Genomic DNA, 13,902 nt, shown 5'->3' with positions numbered 1-13,902 from the left:
GGAGACTCCGAGACGGTTTACAGGAGGAGAAAAAAGACAAGAGACAACTATTCTGTCCATAAAACCCAAGATTATGTCAAATTTATCTGAGGTTTTCGATATTTTGAGCCGATAGCACCTCGAAAACTTACTTTTACAGGAGGTTTAAGCTAAATTAATCCTATTGTTAAGGATATTAGTTAGAGCAGTTATCTTAATGAGCAGGTACGAAGTTTTCGTTTTCGGCAGTCGGTCTTCCATACCAAATTAGATTACACTTCATCTTTATGAGAAACACTGTAACAGACAGAAATTAGCTGTTTCAGTCCCCTAAGGCTGCTGACTTAGAAACAATTGCGTTAGAATTAAAGAAATATTACAAGTGATTGACAAAAATGAGTAAGCCTGATATAGAAAGCATTGCCCTCCAGTTAGAAAGCAGCAACTCTAAAGATCGTCTGCTGGCCTTGGCATCCCTGCGAGAAGTCGCCCCGGAGGAGGCTGTACCCTTGATCAAAAAAGTCCTTTATGATGAAATGCTGCCGGTGCGATCGATGGCTGTCTTTGCTTTGGGAGTCAAACAAACCGAGGAATGCTTTCCTATCCTAGTAGATTTGTTAGCCAATGATGCCGATTATGGCATTCGCGCCGATGCTGCGGGAGCTTTAGGTTATTTAGAAGATATTCGCGCTTTTGAACCCCTACAGAGGGCTTTTTACGAAGACACGCAATGGTTAGTCCGCTTTAGTGCCGCCGTCGCTTTGGGCAATTTGGGCGATATTCGGGCTAAACAGGTGTTATTATCGGCCCTCGATAGTAACGAAGCGGTTATTCAACAGGCCGCTATTGCTGCCCTTGGTGAAATCAAAGCAGTGGAAACCGTCGAGAAGCTTTTAACCTTTGTTAACTCCGATGACTGGTTAATCCGGCAGCGATTAGCGGAAGCTTTAGGCCAGCTTCCGGCGGAAAAAACGATCGCAGCCTTAAAATTTTTGGTCAAAGACGAACACCCACAAGTGCGCGAAGCGGCCCGTTTATCCTTGCAAAAATTGGCCAACGTCTAGGGATAGGATAGAATAAATAATCTATTCTTCCAGAGCGATCGATCTTTGCCTACAGCCATTCATGGACATTCAAGAATTTATTAATCTCTGTGCGGGGAAATGGTTTTCCCAGCGTACCAGTTATCAATTAGCTGCCCAAAAAGTTGCCAATAATAAAGCAGAAATCACCATCGATTTGCTGGCTGCCGATGCTGCCGATGTGGTGCAACTATGTTTAGGAAATAACTGTCAGTCCCAGGCCAGTCTGGGGGGATGGAAAGCGACTTGGGATAATTCTGTGGACTATGGACAACCGAAAAAAATCGGTTCTAGCTATTTAGTTTGGCTGCCCTCAGAGAATTCTTGGCAAGGAAAATTCATCACATCGGACGGTAAATCGGCAGCACTGGGAGAATATCATCTCAGAAGCGATCAAGCTTTAACTTTAACCATCGAGGATAATCACCATCGTATCGAGGAAAGAATCTGGTTTGCTAGTCCTAATCTGAGATTGCGTACCAGTATTATCCAGTCGGCCAATGGCGATCGCCAGACGGTTTTCTACTCGGAAATTCGCAAAATGGTTGCTTCTTAAGTAGCTGCCATCCCCAATGTCTGAGGTGGGGAAGACAGGGTTAATCTTCCACCACTCCAGTCAAATCCTCCTAACGTCGGCCGCGTCTGCTGCTGCCGAAACCACTGCGACTAGGGGTACGACGAGAACCAGAGGAACCGAAACTAGGAGAACGTTTGACATTATCAGATTTACCCGAATTCTTCAGGGTACTGGAACCATAACCGGAACCACTGGGTTTTGTGGTGGTTGTGCTGCTGCGATTGGGACTAGAGGTAGTATTGCTAGGATAACGACGTAAATTGCCGGTAGAACGGAGAGTTTGCCGATTTTTGACCGCCGGAGGTGGACTATTATGTTTAGTCCGGTATTGATCCACTGCCTGATTATAGGTGGAACCGTAACCACCAAAACCGGTCATCACACCCCCCGGAGTATAGAGGGGAGGAACGTAATATTGAGGACGAAAGAGCAAACTACCCAAAGCTTGACCAGCAACAGCACCGAAAAAAGGACTCCAAAAACTCGATTCTTGCCGAATCACCACGGTTTCCTGTTGTCCGGTTTGAGGATTGTTCCGCACTTCCGTGACATTATGGACATACTCGATTTTAAAATCTTCGGTCATGTACAGGGTAGCCTGATCACCGTTGATTTCTACTGCGGTTTTTTCCCCTTTAGCGATAGCTTCATCGCTTAATCTAGCCATTTGCAGGTTAGTGGTGCGAAAGAGGGGAGAAGTCCCCCCAGGGGTGTTTAACAGCATTAAGGTATAAGTGCCATCTCCGTCATCGTAGGTAGCTTGTTGCACCTCGTAGCGACCGCTACTAACCTGATTGGATTCTTGTCTTACACTACTGTTATTAGCTGACGGTGACTGAGTTTGATTTGACGACGAACCGCAGGCCACCGTTGTGCAACAAAGGGTAAGAATTAAAAGGATTGTCGTTACTTGGCGCAGCATAAGGGCAAAATTAAGACTATAAAGGCAGCAATTCCGGGAAATTGAGTAATAGTTGCTCATTGGTCAATTCATCTCCCAATTGAGCAGGAGAAAAATGTACCTGAATCGCACGCAGCCGACCTTGGTAGTGGAGGTTAATTATTGATTTTAAACCATCTTCCAGGGCCTCTCGATCGGCTAGGCTAGTTTCTAAAGCAGCACTCTCACCCTCGAAGGCTATTGTGATCATAACAACTAAGTTATCGGTGACGGGTAAAGTTAAGGGTTCCTTTTCCCCCACTTCCAGAGACACCGATTCACTTAGGTATCTGGCCGCGGAATCGGTAAACAGTTCGTTAACGTAGTCTCCCGCTTCCCCCTCATGCCAAAAAACATCGCCCTCATTAGCCACAGAAAACCAATAGAGGTTCATCTGCAGCAGATTTTGACAAATTTCTACTAAACCCTCCCCCATGACCTCTAAATCGCCTTCGGAATCGATCGCCTCCCGGCCAGTACGATTAAGGATACCGATCAGGGGTGCGACTTCTTGTCCGTAGAGATGCAAAAATAAGCGACAGACCACATAGCGAGTTCTACCCGCAAATTTCTTGAAGCGATCACCTAAAGAACTCATAATCTATCCGATAATCAAGTAAACAGGAAAAAAGCCATCAGCTTTTATTTATTTTGCCATTTTCTAGGCTTCTATGCCTTGATGTCCTGTTAACAGTCTATAATGACTTAGAATCCTATTGGTGTGAGCAAATGGCTGTCCAACTGCAACAAGCTTTAGTGGTTGCTTCTTATATCTTGAAACAGCGTCTAGCGGGAAAAAAGCGTTTTCCCTTAGTTTTAATGCTAGAACCCCTATTTCGCTGTAATTTAGCCTGTACTGGCTGCGGTAAGATTCAACATCCCCCAGAAATCCTCCGCAATCATCTCACCCCAGCAGAATGTTTCGCAGCGGTGGAAGAATGTGGGGTTCCCGTGGTTTCCATCCCCGGGGGCGAGCCGCTTTTACACCCACAAATTGATGAAATTGTCAAGGGGTTAGTGGACAGAAAAAAATTTGTCTATCTCTGTACCAATGCTCTGTTATTGGAGAAAAGCCTGGATAAATTTACTCCTTCCCCCTATCTTACCTTTAGTGTCCATCTGGACGGGTTAAAAGCACATCACGATCGCTGTGTGGATCGAGAGGGAGTATTCGATAAGGCAGTACAAGGGATTAAAGCGGCGAAAGCGAGAGGTTTTCGGGTTACTACTAATACCACGGTTTTTGAAGGCACAGATCCGCGAGAAATGCAGGAATTTTTCGATTTTCTCGCTACTTTGGGCATCGATGGCATGATGATTTCCCCCGGCTACAGTTATGAGTGGGCCCCAGATCAAGATAGTTTCTTAAAACGGGAGCAAACCAGAGCTTTATTCCGAGAAATTCTCTCACCCTGGAAATCAGGGCAGAAAAAGTGGAATTTTAACCATAATCCTCTCTTTCTCGATTTTCTCATCGGTGAACAGGACTATGAATGCAGCCCTTGGGGTAGTCCCAGCTATAGTCTTTTAGGATGGCAAAAACCCTGTTATCTGCTTAACGAAGGTCATTACAAAAGCTTTCGGGAACTTTTAGAAGAAACCAATTGGGATAACTACGGTCGGGCCAGTGGCAATCCGCAATGTGCCGATTGTATGGTACATTGCGGCTATGAACCGACCGCGGCCATGGCAGCTTTTAAACCGGCTAATATGGGACGTGCCATGCAGAGTTTAATCGGAGTCTAATCCTAAACTGATTCTAACCAGACGGCGGGGACTTGACTAGGGCGATCGGGTAATTGCATCCACCCCATTTCGCACAGACGAATTACCGAACTTAATTTTTCTACCAAAGCGGGATCGAAACGAATCCCGCTATAATTTTGACAGCGCTCTAGGGCCTCTCCTAAATCTAGAGCTAGTCGGTCGCCTCGCGGTTGAGTTAATTCCTGAAAATAGGCTGATAATCCTAAAATTCGCGACTCTAGGCTGATTTCTTCCCCTTTTAAGCCGTTGGGAACCCCGCTACCATCCCAGTATTCAAACTCATGGTAAATAATCTGTTGAATTGGGGCTAATTCGGGCATAGTGGCGAGTAATTGTGCGCCTAACACCGATCGATCCCGCCAAAATAACGCATTTGCTCCCTCTAACTGACTGGCACGCTGTCTAAAAACTTCGATCGGAGCCTCCGCTAGACCGATGCGGTATAATAAACCTGCTAATCGTAAGCGTCGTAATCTTAGGGTGGGTAAATCGAGCAATTGTCCCAACATTTCCGCTAAAGCGGCCACCTGTAGGGAAGCAAGGGGATTATCAATATCTCTTTCATCGACTTTTTGAGCCATTCTGAGAAAAGCTTGCAGTTTATTCGCGGCTAAATTTTTATTTAAACGGGATGCTTGTCCTTCTAAGTCGCTTAATTCTCGTGTTTGTCTGCTGACGGTGACTAACTGCTGTTGACTGGTTTGCAGATAGGTGACAATGCGAGAGACTACTCCCGTTAAATCCGTGGGAATGGGATTAATATTTTGACTAATTTCCTGCTGTTGTCTGCTTAAATCGGCCGCTAGACTGGGATTATAAGGATGCAGACGCTCAATTAAGATCGTAGCGGCTTTTTCGACTAAATCGCGATCGAATGTCCATAAACCGTAGAATTTTCGCTCCGTGTCTATTTGGGGTTGACTATCGGACCGGTATTCTTCCGGGGATAACTCATGACAGAGTACCATGGAGGCGTAATCGGGGGAAAGAATGATTAAATTCCACTCATTAACCAAACTATCGCTATTATCTAAGTTCACTAGCGAAACATTCTCTAAACTGCCGGTTTTATGCTCAGAAAAACCACTATCGGCTACGGCAGCGATCGCAATATGACGAGAAGAGCGAGCCATATCTAAATAGCGCTCGGCCTCCTGTAAATACCATTTACCCTGTTGAAAGGTGACTAAGACAAGTGGTTTATTTGTACTATCAGGGCTGCTAGTTTGCAAGATATGATCTTCAAGAGCATGACAGAGAGCCACCAGGGTATTCTTAAAATAGACCCCGTAACTGCTGGGTAATCGTCCCGATGAAGCTCTTTTTAACTGTTGTAAACTGGATTCTACGGTCATAAGTGGCAAGATTAGGGGAAGTGGGAATTATGAATTATGAATTATGAAGTGGGGAGCGGGAATTATGAATTATGAATTGTGAATTATGAAGTGGGGAGACGGAGTAGGGGAGCAGGGGAGCAGGGAGAAAAAACTGATGACTGATAACTGATTACTGTCTCCTCATAGCTTTTTACTTAATTTTATGACCTTAGTGATTTGTACGGGTTTTCATGATTCTAGATTGACCGAGGATTTTTTAGGACATCTGGGGAGCAAATCGGTCAAATTACGTCCCTATATTATTATTTCTCCTTTTTCTTGCTTAAATGAAGCTTTTTCACCGGGAGAAGACCTAACCTTAATTGGGTTTAGTGCGGGGGTGGTAAATGCGATCGCTTTAGCCTATTATTGGCAAGCTCAAGGGGTGAAAATTCGAGCTTTAATTGCTCTGGACGGGTGGGGAGTGCCATTAATCGGTAATTTTCCCATTTATCGCCTTAGTCACGATTATTTTACCCATTGGAGTTCCTGTTTATTGGGTAGCGGTCAAGAAAATTTTTATGCGGATCCCCCTGTAGACCATCTTAGCCTCTGGTCGTCCCCCGATCGAGTTATTGGTTGGTCTGTCAATGGTAATTTTGTCCAACGCACCACAGCGTTAACTTTTTTATCTCAAATCGGTTAGGCGAGAATCAATTAAGTATAATTGGCTAGTCTCCTCCCTATCTTTCCTATTTCTTTACCGCTGCCGACTCATGAGTACATCAGTTCTGAGTTCTTCGATTCTCTTGGTGGGAATTGAGGAGAATATCGCTAAACTAGCCAGTGCGGACTTGAAAGAAGCAGGTTATCGTCCCCTGATTGTGCCTAGCATTGATATCGCTTTTCCAGAAGTGCAAAGTTGGCAGCCAGCGATGATTATACTCGATCGCTTCCTGGCGGGGGAAGCGGGTGTGACTTTTTGTCGTCGTTTACGTTCCCAGGGAAGTTGCGTTTATATTATTTTGTTAGTATCTCAAGAAACCCTAGAAGAACGTCTCGCCTGTTTGGAAGCGGGAGCCGACGATTATTTTCTCAAACCCTATAATTCGCCATCTTTTCTCAAATTAATCCGTTTTTACCTGCAACCTCTGGAAACTATCCCCGAACAATTGCGCTTCGGTGACTTAGTATTAGATTTAGCCACTCGTCGTCTCTCCTATAAAAACAAAAATATTGAGTTGACGATGAAGGAATTTGAACTGCTGCGCTACCTGATGATTCACCCGAAAGAAGTATTATCAAGGGATCAAATTCTCGAAAATGTCTGGGGAGACGAATTTCGAGGAGAATCAAACGTTATTGAGGTATATATTCGCTATTTACGCCTGAAGATGGAGGCTGGTGGTCAAAAACGCCTCATTCATACCGTGCGCGGTGTCGGCTACGTTTTACGCGAATCTTAACAGGAGTCAGGACTAAGGAGTTAGGAGTCGGTCGACAGGAGATTATTTTATTTATTCTCCCCACTCCGGTGCTCCCCACTCCCTAATTCATAATTCATAATTCATAATTCATAATTCCCACACCCCACCAGCCTAGTCAAGCTCTGCTATTCGATCTGGATGGAGGTGGGGGAATCTATAGGAGGGGTAGAATTGCCAGGGGTAATAGTTTGACGGTATTGACTATAAAGACGGTCGCGCCAGACAAAAAAGCCCTCATAGGCGCTATTATCGGCTAACCCCGGGATTCCCTTGCCTTGCAATTCCCTGGGTAAGTTGAGATAGGAACCCTGGGGAAACTGAAGCAGTACACTTAATCCCGCCACGGCTAAATCGGCTAAAGTAGGCTGATCCCCGACTAAATAGGGACGATTGGCTAAAATGAGGTTTAAAGCTTCTAAGTCCTGTTGTAGCCCTTTTTTCGCGGTATTGATAGCATCTTTTCCCAGACCTACACCCGTCCCCAAAATATCAATTAATTCCCCCGGCAAGGAACCCAGCAACAAGCGCATAAAATCGGGAGTTTCCCGGGGTAAAAAAGCGGTACGAAAGTTTTGATTTTGGGCAAAAGCGCCGAGAAAAGCGGTTCTTCCTTTTAATCCCAGGGATTCATCGGCCCATTCTTCGATTAATAAACATTGACCCCGTTGTAGGGGATCTGTGGGGATAATTGGTTTTTCAGGATACTTGCGATCGAGATAAAAAGCAATCTCCGTCGAGTCGGCGATATAAGTATCACCATCCTTGAGGACGGGAACCTGGCGCTGTCCGGAAAGACGGAATAATTCTAATTGTCCCACTCCAGGCACCACGTCCCTTTTTTTATAGGCAAGTCCTTTATAGTCGAGGATGAGACGGACTTTCTCACAATAGGCAGATAATTCAAATTGGTAGAGTTCTAGCATAGGATGATATGGCCTCTCGATAAATCAGTTTCTCCCTGATTACTCTAACCCTATCGGGCATCGATCGCCTAAACTTAAAGACTTTACTCCGATTTTGCTCGAACATTTGTACTAAAAACGAGAAAGGCGAAAAAATAATCTTTTGCTAATTTTAGGGACCAGATGTAGCAAACCGAACTCAATAGCTCCACGCTTTTAGGTTAGGATATTTTCAAGCTCCAAAAGCTGGGAATAACATAATATATTCCTATAAGCTAACTTGCGAGAGGCCAATAGCATACCGCTATAGTAGGGGTGCGAGGGCTAACTCCTTTCTCGGATCAGAGGTTACTATGCAATTATCCATGGACGTTTTTAATGAGGTAGTTCGCTATCTCGACAGCCACGAAGAAAAATTACGGATCAAGAAATTAATCTTTTGTATCTGTAAAAAATATTGGGAAAATGATCCTAATATTTTAGACGGTGTGGCTATGGAAGACTTGGTGAAGGAGTTAGTGCAACTCAAAACCAGTAAGGAACAATTAACTTTTTCTGTTTATAAGTTAGTTAAAAGCCTAAATCGTCCTGAAGTTTATGCGGGAGTAGCCACGGTTATTATTGAGCAAATCAGTAAATTATATAGTGGTATTGCTGCCGCCTATGACACCCAATTATCACCATTAGAACCAGCAGTTAACCCTAGGTTTACTGCTGTTAATAATGCTGTCAACAACGAGGAAGATAATTCCTTAAGACAGGTGGTTAGTAGCCTAGAAAATCATCTAGAGACAGAGAGAATTCAAAAATTAATGTTTGCCGCCTGTAAAAATCGTTGGGAAAATGATCGATCAGTGATTAATAATTATGGCTTAAAAAATATTGTTTTAGAACTTCGGCAAAACAATCCTGATTTTTTAAGCTTGCGACAAACTCTCAACCAAATTGCCGAAAATATTAATAAAAAAGCTCTCTACCTAGCCCTAGCCGATATTATTCTTACCCAGCTAGAGCCTCTCTACAATACTAATAACGATTACAAAGAAGAGGATAATGAGTCAAAAAGTGAAATCTTTAACGATCAAATGGTTCATCTAGATGATGATTGTGATTCTTCGGCTAAAACTGCATCTTTCTCCTCCTCTAGAACTAGAAGTAAACCTGTGGATTTTGCCTCTTCGAGAATGGAATTGCCCTTTGCCGAGCCAGCTTTCTTAAACAATAACCCCAGTAATTCCCCACAAATTCCTGCCTACGACCCCTTTGAAATTCGTTTAGAAATTTTGCATTATGCTAATCCTTTACGAGCCAAAATATTAATTTTCTCGCTCCTATTTTATCCTTGGGATCAGAGCAGTCAAGATTGGTTAACCCTGCGAAGTTATACCCTAGAAGATTTACTACAACAACTCATCCAAAGCGGGAAATCTCTCAAGGATATCGAAATTCAACTATACAATATTGCTCACAACCAAATGGATAAGGATGCTAATGTTCAAACCGCCGGTATTCTGTTGCAAGCTTTACAAAGAATTCTCTAATTTTTTACCCCAATTTATCTGGATATTCTACCTATGAAACCCAACGAATTAATTGCACGTTATGCCGCGGGAGAAACTCAATTTAGTGGCTTAAAATTACCTAGAGTTAATTTAGTTGGTGCTGACTTAATTGGCATTGTTTTAAATGAAGCAGATCTACACGGATCCAATCTTCTCTTTACCTATCTTAACCGGGCTAATCTCGCTCAAGCTAATCTTGTGACAGCTAATTTAAGCGGTGCTAGTCTCAACCAAGCTGACTTAAATGGGGCAGATTTACGCAGTGCCAATTTACACGGAGCGATGCTACAAGGGGCTAATCTTCGTGATACTGATATAACCCTAGCTATTCTACTTGATGCTAACTTGAGCGGGGCGGATTTACGCGGGGCTGATTTAAGTAGTGCTAACCTCACTGGTGCTTGTTTGCGGGGAACAAATATGCGTCGGCAAAATAAAAATTGTAACACTAATTTACAAGCGGCTAATCTCTATCGCGCCGACCTGCAAGGGGCTAATATGAAAGGGGTTAATCTGGTGCGAGCTAATCTAGTAGGAGCCAATTTAAAGGAGGCTAATTTGTGTGATGTTGACCTCAGAAACGCGGATTTAACTAATGCTAATCTCCAAGGTGCTTTACTCACTGATGCCAATTTAGTCGGGGCGCGTTTAGTGGGGGCAAATCTAGCGGGAGCCAATTTAGTGCGGTCAAAAATGAGCGATACGGAGGCAATGGGTGCAAATTTTCATAGTACAATTATGGCTCAAATAAAACTCGATCGAGCTAATCTTAGTCAAGCTAATTTTCAAGCGGCAAGAATGAATCATGCTGACTTAAGAAGGGCTAATCTTTCAGGAGTTAATCTCAGGGAAGCGGATTTAGTCGATGCTTTCTTTGCCAGAGCAAATCTCACCGGTGCCGATTTAAGTAATGCTAATCTAACTCGTGCTGAGTTAATGAGTGCTAATCTGATGGGAGTTAACTTCCGCGGTGCAATTATGCCTGATGGCCGGATTAATAATTAAAATTACTAGACAGTGTTGTTGGCAATTATTCTGGTATAATTAGGGGTAGAATTGAGGGTAATCTTATGGTTGAGCCAGCAGTTATTGCAGAAGATCTGGGCAAAATCTACACCACCATTACAGTGATCAATCGCGCCGATCAAATTCGTGCGGAGTATGGTATGATCGCGCCGGAACAAATTCGCTCTCTTACCCTAGAAAATGTCTTGGTGGATACGGGGGCAACTACTCTTTGTCTAGTGCCGGAAGTAGTCTCCCGCTTGGGTTTACAGCTTTTAAAAGAAGTAGATGTGGCTACGGCTAAAGGGATAGGAAAAGCGAGAATTTTTCGCGATGCTACCTTGATTATTGCGGGACGAGAAGGGACTTTTGAATGTTTGGAATTACCCGGAGGTCAAAACAATTTATTAGGAGTAATTCCTTTAGAAGCTTTGGGATTAGAACCGGATCTTCGCAGCCAAAAATTGCGAGTTTTACCCACAGAATCCAAGGATACTTATTTCACAATTTTATCGAACAAAATAGCTCTATAAAATCACTTTTTGTCTGACTGTTCCTGCTCTTTCAGCTATAGCGATAATCTCGATTTCTTGACCAGAAACTCCCTTAATCACCCATTCCACCGTACGGCGATAATCTAAACCGTGAGCAAGACTACTATATACTTTATTTGATCGTCCTTCTAAGTGACCGATTTCTTGATCTAATTTTCCCACTATTAAACTCACCTCATCGGCTAAATTTAACTTGACTTGAATGGGACGAACTATCTTTCTTTCCAGTGCTTTTTTGCTGGTATAAGTGGGTAAGAATCCCTGATTTTCTAACTGTAAAACCAGATGATAAATACCATTGCCCTCCGACTTAAGATCAAGACGAGAGATAGCTAAAAGAGGTGACATTAAAGCATGGGCAATAGTAAACTGACATTGTTTCTCACATAAATCCGGTAAATACTTTTCTGGGGCATTTTGCCAGACATTTTTAAAGTCCCAACCGCCAATTTCCACCTCTCCCAATTGGGGATGATGAAAACTTTGCCAATTAATAAAACCCTTTCCCGCTAAATTCTCATCATTCCAACGCTGTAACTTCAATTCATCTTCAAAAGGATGCCAGCGAAACCATTGAACATAATCATCTTTTTTCACTCCCGCTTGGGTGGGTGCATCCCATAGCTCTACCGTAAAACCATACCAACCAAAATGATCGTAACCGTAATCATCCATGGCACCGTTAGTCACTTCTTTGGGATGATAACGAAAATCGTGATAGACAGAAACGCATTCATAACCAGTCATTGCTTTTCCCTTATCAGCAATATATTTATACATTTCTAAGTCTTCCACGGGGAAATATTCATCGGGATGGGTGCTATAGGGACGCAACATCACTGCTGAATAGGTATGATAGGTAACGAAGCCATTAATATTGGTGTTATTTGCCCAAAATTCCGCTTCTGCACGGGTTTCTGGCTCCGAAAAGGGAAAATCTCCAGCCCCCTGTTGTTCCCCTTCAGGAACCCAATAAACGGGATAATTGCGGTTAAAATCCAGGCCTTCTAGGGTGGGGGCAGTGGTAAAATTATAGCCATCGTAATCGCGGATTAAACCTTCGGTGAGCAAAGTGTAAAAAGTTCCTTCAAATTCCTCTGGTTCGCGACGCACCATAATGCGAGGATCTTGTTCAGAAATTTTCCAAGCGCCACAGGTATCTTTTTGGCGCATTTGTAGGATTAAACCATCGCCGTTAATATCTTCAGGATATAGCCCCGGTTTCTCATCCGTGTGGGGATAGGGGCGAATACTCGATCGTAACAGATAGGGAGTAGTGAGATATTTTTCCGCTCCATCCACGGCTAATCGCGGCAAAATATAGACAGTGTAATGGTCAAGAAGTCTGGTAATTTGGGAATTATGACCGTATTGGCGCAAAAGATGAGAGATAGTGTAGAGAGCGACGGCAGAGCCTGTTACTTCCCCCGCATGGGTGTTAGCATCGATCCAATAGGCAGGTTTTTCTAAATAGGGGCCTGTGGCTTGATTTGTTAGGGTAGTTAACCAGATATCTCGATTTTCGTAGCTTTTACCGATCGAGGTGAGGCTAATTAAATTAGGATAGGATGAAGCTAGGTTTTTCAGGAAAGAAACTAATTCGGCGTAGGGGTAATAGTGGCTAAAATCAAACATAATCTTCTGCAACTAAAAAAAGGATTCTTGGGTTAATTTGACAAAATATGGGATAATAACAGTAAAAAACTATGGATAGTCAAGATATCGCTCGCTATATTGAAGAAACTCACGGTATTTCCAAGCCTTGGCTGTTGGTGCAATTGCGTCTCAAAAAACTGCAAGAACGTCGTGCCAGTCTTTCCCAACAGGAATACATCCAAGAATTGGATGATATTCAGCAAGACTTAATGAAATTGGGCGAATGGTGGCGAGGAATCGAGTCAGAAGTCTTTAAACCCTAAGCGGTGGCGATAATCTGCAATACTCGCGGTAAATCCTCAAATTCGCCGATGATGCGTTTCACCGGTTGCGGCCAAACCCGGACTAAAGTGGGAATAGCAGAGACATGATTAGATTCTGCTTGTTCTGGATGTTTAGAGATATCGATCACTTTCAGGGTATAGGGATGGTGTAATTCTCGTTCCAGAAGCTGATGGATCGATTCTAGGGTGTGTTTAGTATTGGCATTATTGCCGGAGACAAATAACCGCAAAACATAACCCTTGGGACTAGGGTTAGTATAGTCGGAGTCAGCACCAATCACCGGAGTAGCCGCGGGAAGCTCCTGATAACGGAGAATCAGATCGTGGGATTGCCAAAGTTGGGGAAACTGCTGACGATAGGTTTCTAAGATAGTGGGATTAGAGGATTGTTCCTGCCAAGGTACAGTAAACCAAGCTTGATCGTCCGTGGCGAAAATAGCATTTAATAAAGGCTGATAGCGACGGACAAGGGGATAGACCTCGGCTCTAGTATGAATACGGTGACTGTAGGGATCTCGCCAGCGATCGATGGTAGCGGTAAAACTAGGAACTAAAAAATGGGGGGGTTCTGGCAACCCTAAAGCGGACTGGAGAGCAGCGCAGAGATTCAGATGCCAATGAGTTTGTTTATCAGGATCGATACAGTAAATTAGATCGCCCCCGGGGGTAAACAGGGCGATGCCTTTAAAAATATCGGGCAACACAATCGCGGAAGTAGTCACTTGAGGGGTTCCCCTAGAGAATAAGTAGGAGCTTCTATTTTTCTAGCCTACTAAACTCTTGATCCCTGA

15 protein-coding genes are annotated in these 13,902 nt (G+C 43.6%); 9 read left to right on the top strand and 6 right to left on the bottom strand.

All coding sequences use genetic code 11. From position 1 onward, the window contains the following. Window positions 1-374 precede the first annotated feature (374 nt). On the top strand, window positions 375-1,043 hold the full coding sequence (locus tag IM475_RS06505; RefSeq protein WP_287670535.1) for a HEAT repeat domain-containing protein: 669 nt from the start codon (window positions 375-377) through the stop codon (window positions 1,041-1,043). A gap of 61 nt (window positions 1,044-1,104) precedes the next feature. Then, complete coding sequence (locus IM475_RS06500) at window positions 1,105-1,617, top strand: phycobiliprotein lyase (protein WP_287727047.1); 513 nt, start codon at window positions 1,105-1,107, stop codon at window positions 1,615-1,617. 70 nt (window positions 1,618-1,687) lie between these two features. Here IM475_RS06500 and IM475_RS06495 read toward each other — a convergent pair whose 3' ends face one another. Together IM475_RS06495 and IM475_RS06490 are read right to left on the bottom strand one after the other, a co-directional pair. Then, window positions 1,688-2,620: a hypothetical protein gene (locus IM475_RS06495; RefSeq protein WP_287727046.1), complete on the bottom strand. Its 933-nt coding sequence runs from the start codon at window positions 2,618-2,620 to the stop codon at window positions 1,688-1,690. After that, a complete protein-coding gene (locus IM475_RS06490) occupies window positions 2,577-3,176 on the bottom strand; it encodes a DUF1517 domain-containing protein (protein WP_287727045.1) in 600 nt (199 codons plus the stop codon). Before IM475_RS06490 ends, IM475_RS06495 begins: the two co-directional genes overlap by 44 nt. 131 nt (window positions 3,177-3,307) lie before the next feature. On the opposite strand from IM475_RS06490, the gene hpnH reads away from it, so the two are divergent. After that, window positions 3,308-4,324, top strand: a complete 1,017-nt coding sequence (gene hpnH / locus IM475_RS06485; protein ID WP_287727044.1) for an adenosyl-hopene transferase HpnH — start codon at window positions 3,308-3,310, stop codon at window positions 4,322-4,324. 2 nt (window positions 4,325-4,326) lie between these two features. Here hpnH and IM475_RS06480 read toward each other — a convergent pair whose 3' ends face one another. Continuing rightward, on the bottom strand, window positions 4,327-5,700 hold the full coding sequence (locus IM475_RS06480) for an HD domain-containing phosphohydrolase (protein WP_149973544.1): 1,374 nt from the start codon (window positions 5,698-5,700) through the stop codon (window positions 4,327-4,329). Window positions 5,701-5,884: 184 nt separating this feature from the next. Between IM475_RS06480 and IM475_RS06475 the strand changes: the two genes are divergently transcribed. Together IM475_RS06475 and nblR are read left to right on the top strand one after the other, a co-directional pair. Then, window positions 5,885-6,367, top strand: a complete 483-nt coding sequence (locus tag IM475_RS06475; protein WP_287727043.1) for a hypothetical protein — start codon at window positions 5,885-5,887, stop codon at window positions 6,365-6,367. A gap of 70 nt (window positions 6,368-6,437) precedes the next feature. Next, complete coding sequence (gene nblR / locus IM475_RS06470; protein ID WP_287727042.1) at window positions 6,438-7,127, top strand: response regulator transcription factor NblR; 690 nt, start codon at window positions 6,438-6,440, stop codon at window positions 7,125-7,127. Window positions 7,128-7,273: 146 nt separating this feature from the next. Here the strand turns inward: nblR and IM475_RS06465 are convergent, their stop codons facing one another. Beyond that, window positions 7,274-8,071 (bottom strand): glutathione S-transferase, encoded by a 798-nt coding sequence (locus tag IM475_RS06465; RefSeq protein WP_287659450.1) that lies wholly within the window; start codon window positions 8,069-8,071, stop codon window positions 7,274-7,276. Between the two features lie 332 nt (window positions 8,072-8,403). Here IM475_RS06465 and IM475_RS06460 point away from each other — a divergent pair, with 332 nt between their 5' ends. From IM475_RS06460 to IM475_RS06450, 3 genes are all read left to right on the top strand, one after another. Continuing rightward, window positions 8,404-9,591, top strand: a complete 1,188-nt coding sequence (locus IM475_RS06460; RefSeq protein WP_287727041.1) for a hypothetical protein — start codon at window positions 8,404-8,406, stop codon at window positions 9,589-9,591. A 33-nt stretch (window positions 9,592-9,624) separates the two neighbouring features. After that, the gene (locus tag IM475_RS06455) at window positions 9,625-10,617 is read left to right on the top strand and encodes a pentapeptide repeat-containing protein (RefSeq protein WP_287727040.1); all 993 of its coding nucleotides are present in this window, start codon (window positions 9,625-9,627) and stop codon (window positions 10,615-10,617) included. 65 nt (window positions 10,618-10,682) lie between these two features. Continuing rightward, window positions 10,683-11,150, top strand: a complete 468-nt coding sequence (locus IM475_RS06450) for a retroviral-like aspartic protease family protein (RefSeq protein WP_287727039.1) — start codon at window positions 10,683-10,685, stop codon at window positions 11,148-11,150. Here IM475_RS06450 and IM475_RS06445 read toward each other — a convergent pair. Next, on the bottom strand, window positions 11,145-12,806 hold the full coding sequence (locus IM475_RS06445; protein WP_287659442.1) for a M14 family metallopeptidase: 1,662 nt from the start codon (window positions 12,804-12,806) through the stop codon (window positions 11,145-11,147). The genes IM475_RS06450 and IM475_RS06445 overlap by 6 nt on opposite strands. A 71-nt stretch (window positions 12,807-12,877) precedes the next feature. On the opposite strand from IM475_RS06445, the gene IM475_RS06440 reads away from it, so the two are divergent. Next, window positions 12,878-13,090 carry a hypothetical protein gene (locus IM475_RS06440; RefSeq protein WP_002803167.1) on the top strand — a complete coding sequence of 71 codons (213 nt, stop codon included), beginning with the start codon at window positions 12,878-12,880 and terminating at the stop codon, window positions 13,088-13,090. Here IM475_RS06440 and IM475_RS06435 read toward each other — a convergent pair. Then, window positions 13,087-13,833, bottom strand: coding sequence for a circadian clock KaiB family protein (locus IM475_RS06435; RefSeq protein WP_287727038.1), 747 nt, complete (start codon window positions 13,831-13,833; stop codon window positions 13,087-13,089). The genes IM475_RS06440 and IM475_RS06435 overlap by 4 nt on opposite strands. Window positions 13,834-13,902 lie beyond the last annotated feature (69 nt).

Source organism: Microcystis sp. M061S2 (assembly GCF_020245605.1).
Lineage (GTDB): Bacteria > Cyanobacteriota > Cyanobacteriia > Cyanobacteriales > Microcystaceae > Microcystis.
Note: the sequence above shows the minus strand (reverse complement) of the source record. Positions and strands in the feature narration are given on the sequence as shown.

Excerpts from the sequence above, each read along its gene's own strand:
- hpnH (WP_287727044.1), top strand. The coding sequence starts at position 3,308 with ATGGCTGTCCAACTGCAACAAGCTTTAGTGGTTGCTTCTTATATCTTG.
- nblR (WP_287727042.1), top strand. The coding sequence starts at position 6,438 with ATGAGTACATCAGTTCTGAGTTCTTCGATTCTCTTGGTGGGAATTGAG.
- IM475_RS06505 (WP_287670535.1), top strand. The coding sequence starts at position 375 with ATGAGTAAGCCTGATATAGAAAGCATTGCCCTCCAGTTAGAAAGCAGC.
- IM475_RS06500 (WP_287727047.1), top strand. The coding sequence starts at position 1,105 with ATGGACATTCAAGAATTTATTAATCTCTGTGCGGGGAAATGGTTTTCC.
- IM475_RS06450 (WP_287727039.1), top strand. The coding sequence starts at position 10,683 with ATGGTTGAGCCAGCAGTTATTGCAGAAGATCTGGGCAAAATCTACACC.
- IM475_RS06480 (WP_149973544.1), bottom strand. The coding sequence starts at position 5,700 with ATGACCGTAGAATCCAGTTTACAACAGTTAAAAAGAGCTTCATCGGGA.
- IM475_RS06455 (WP_287727040.1), top strand. The coding sequence starts at position 9,625 with ATGAAACCCAACGAATTAATTGCACGTTATGCCGCGGGAGAAACTCAA.
- IM475_RS06475 (WP_287727043.1), top strand. The coding sequence starts at position 5,885 with ATGACCTTAGTGATTTGTACGGGTTTTCATGATTCTAGATTGACCGAG.
- IM475_RS06440 (WP_002803167.1), top strand. The coding sequence starts at position 12,878 with ATGGATAGTCAAGATATCGCTCGCTATATTGAAGAAACTCACGGTATT.
- IM475_RS06460 (WP_287727041.1), top strand. The coding sequence starts at position 8,404 with ATGCAATTATCCATGGACGTTTTTAATGAGGTAGTTCGCTATCTCGAC.
- IM475_RS06445 (WP_287659442.1), bottom strand. The coding sequence starts at position 12,806 with ATGTTTGATTTTAGCCACTATTACCCCTACGCCGAATTAGTTTCTTTC.
- IM475_RS06495 (WP_287727046.1), bottom strand. The coding sequence starts at position 2,620 with ATGAGCAACTATTACTCAATTTCCCGGAATTGCTGCCTTTATAGTCTT.
- IM475_RS06465 (WP_287659450.1), bottom strand. The coding sequence starts at position 8,071 with ATGCTAGAACTCTACCAATTTGAATTATCTGCCTATTGTGAGAAAGTC.
- IM475_RS06490 (WP_287727045.1), bottom strand. The coding sequence starts at position 3,176 with ATGAGTTCTTTAGGTGATCGCTTCAAGAAATTTGCGGGTAGAACTCGC.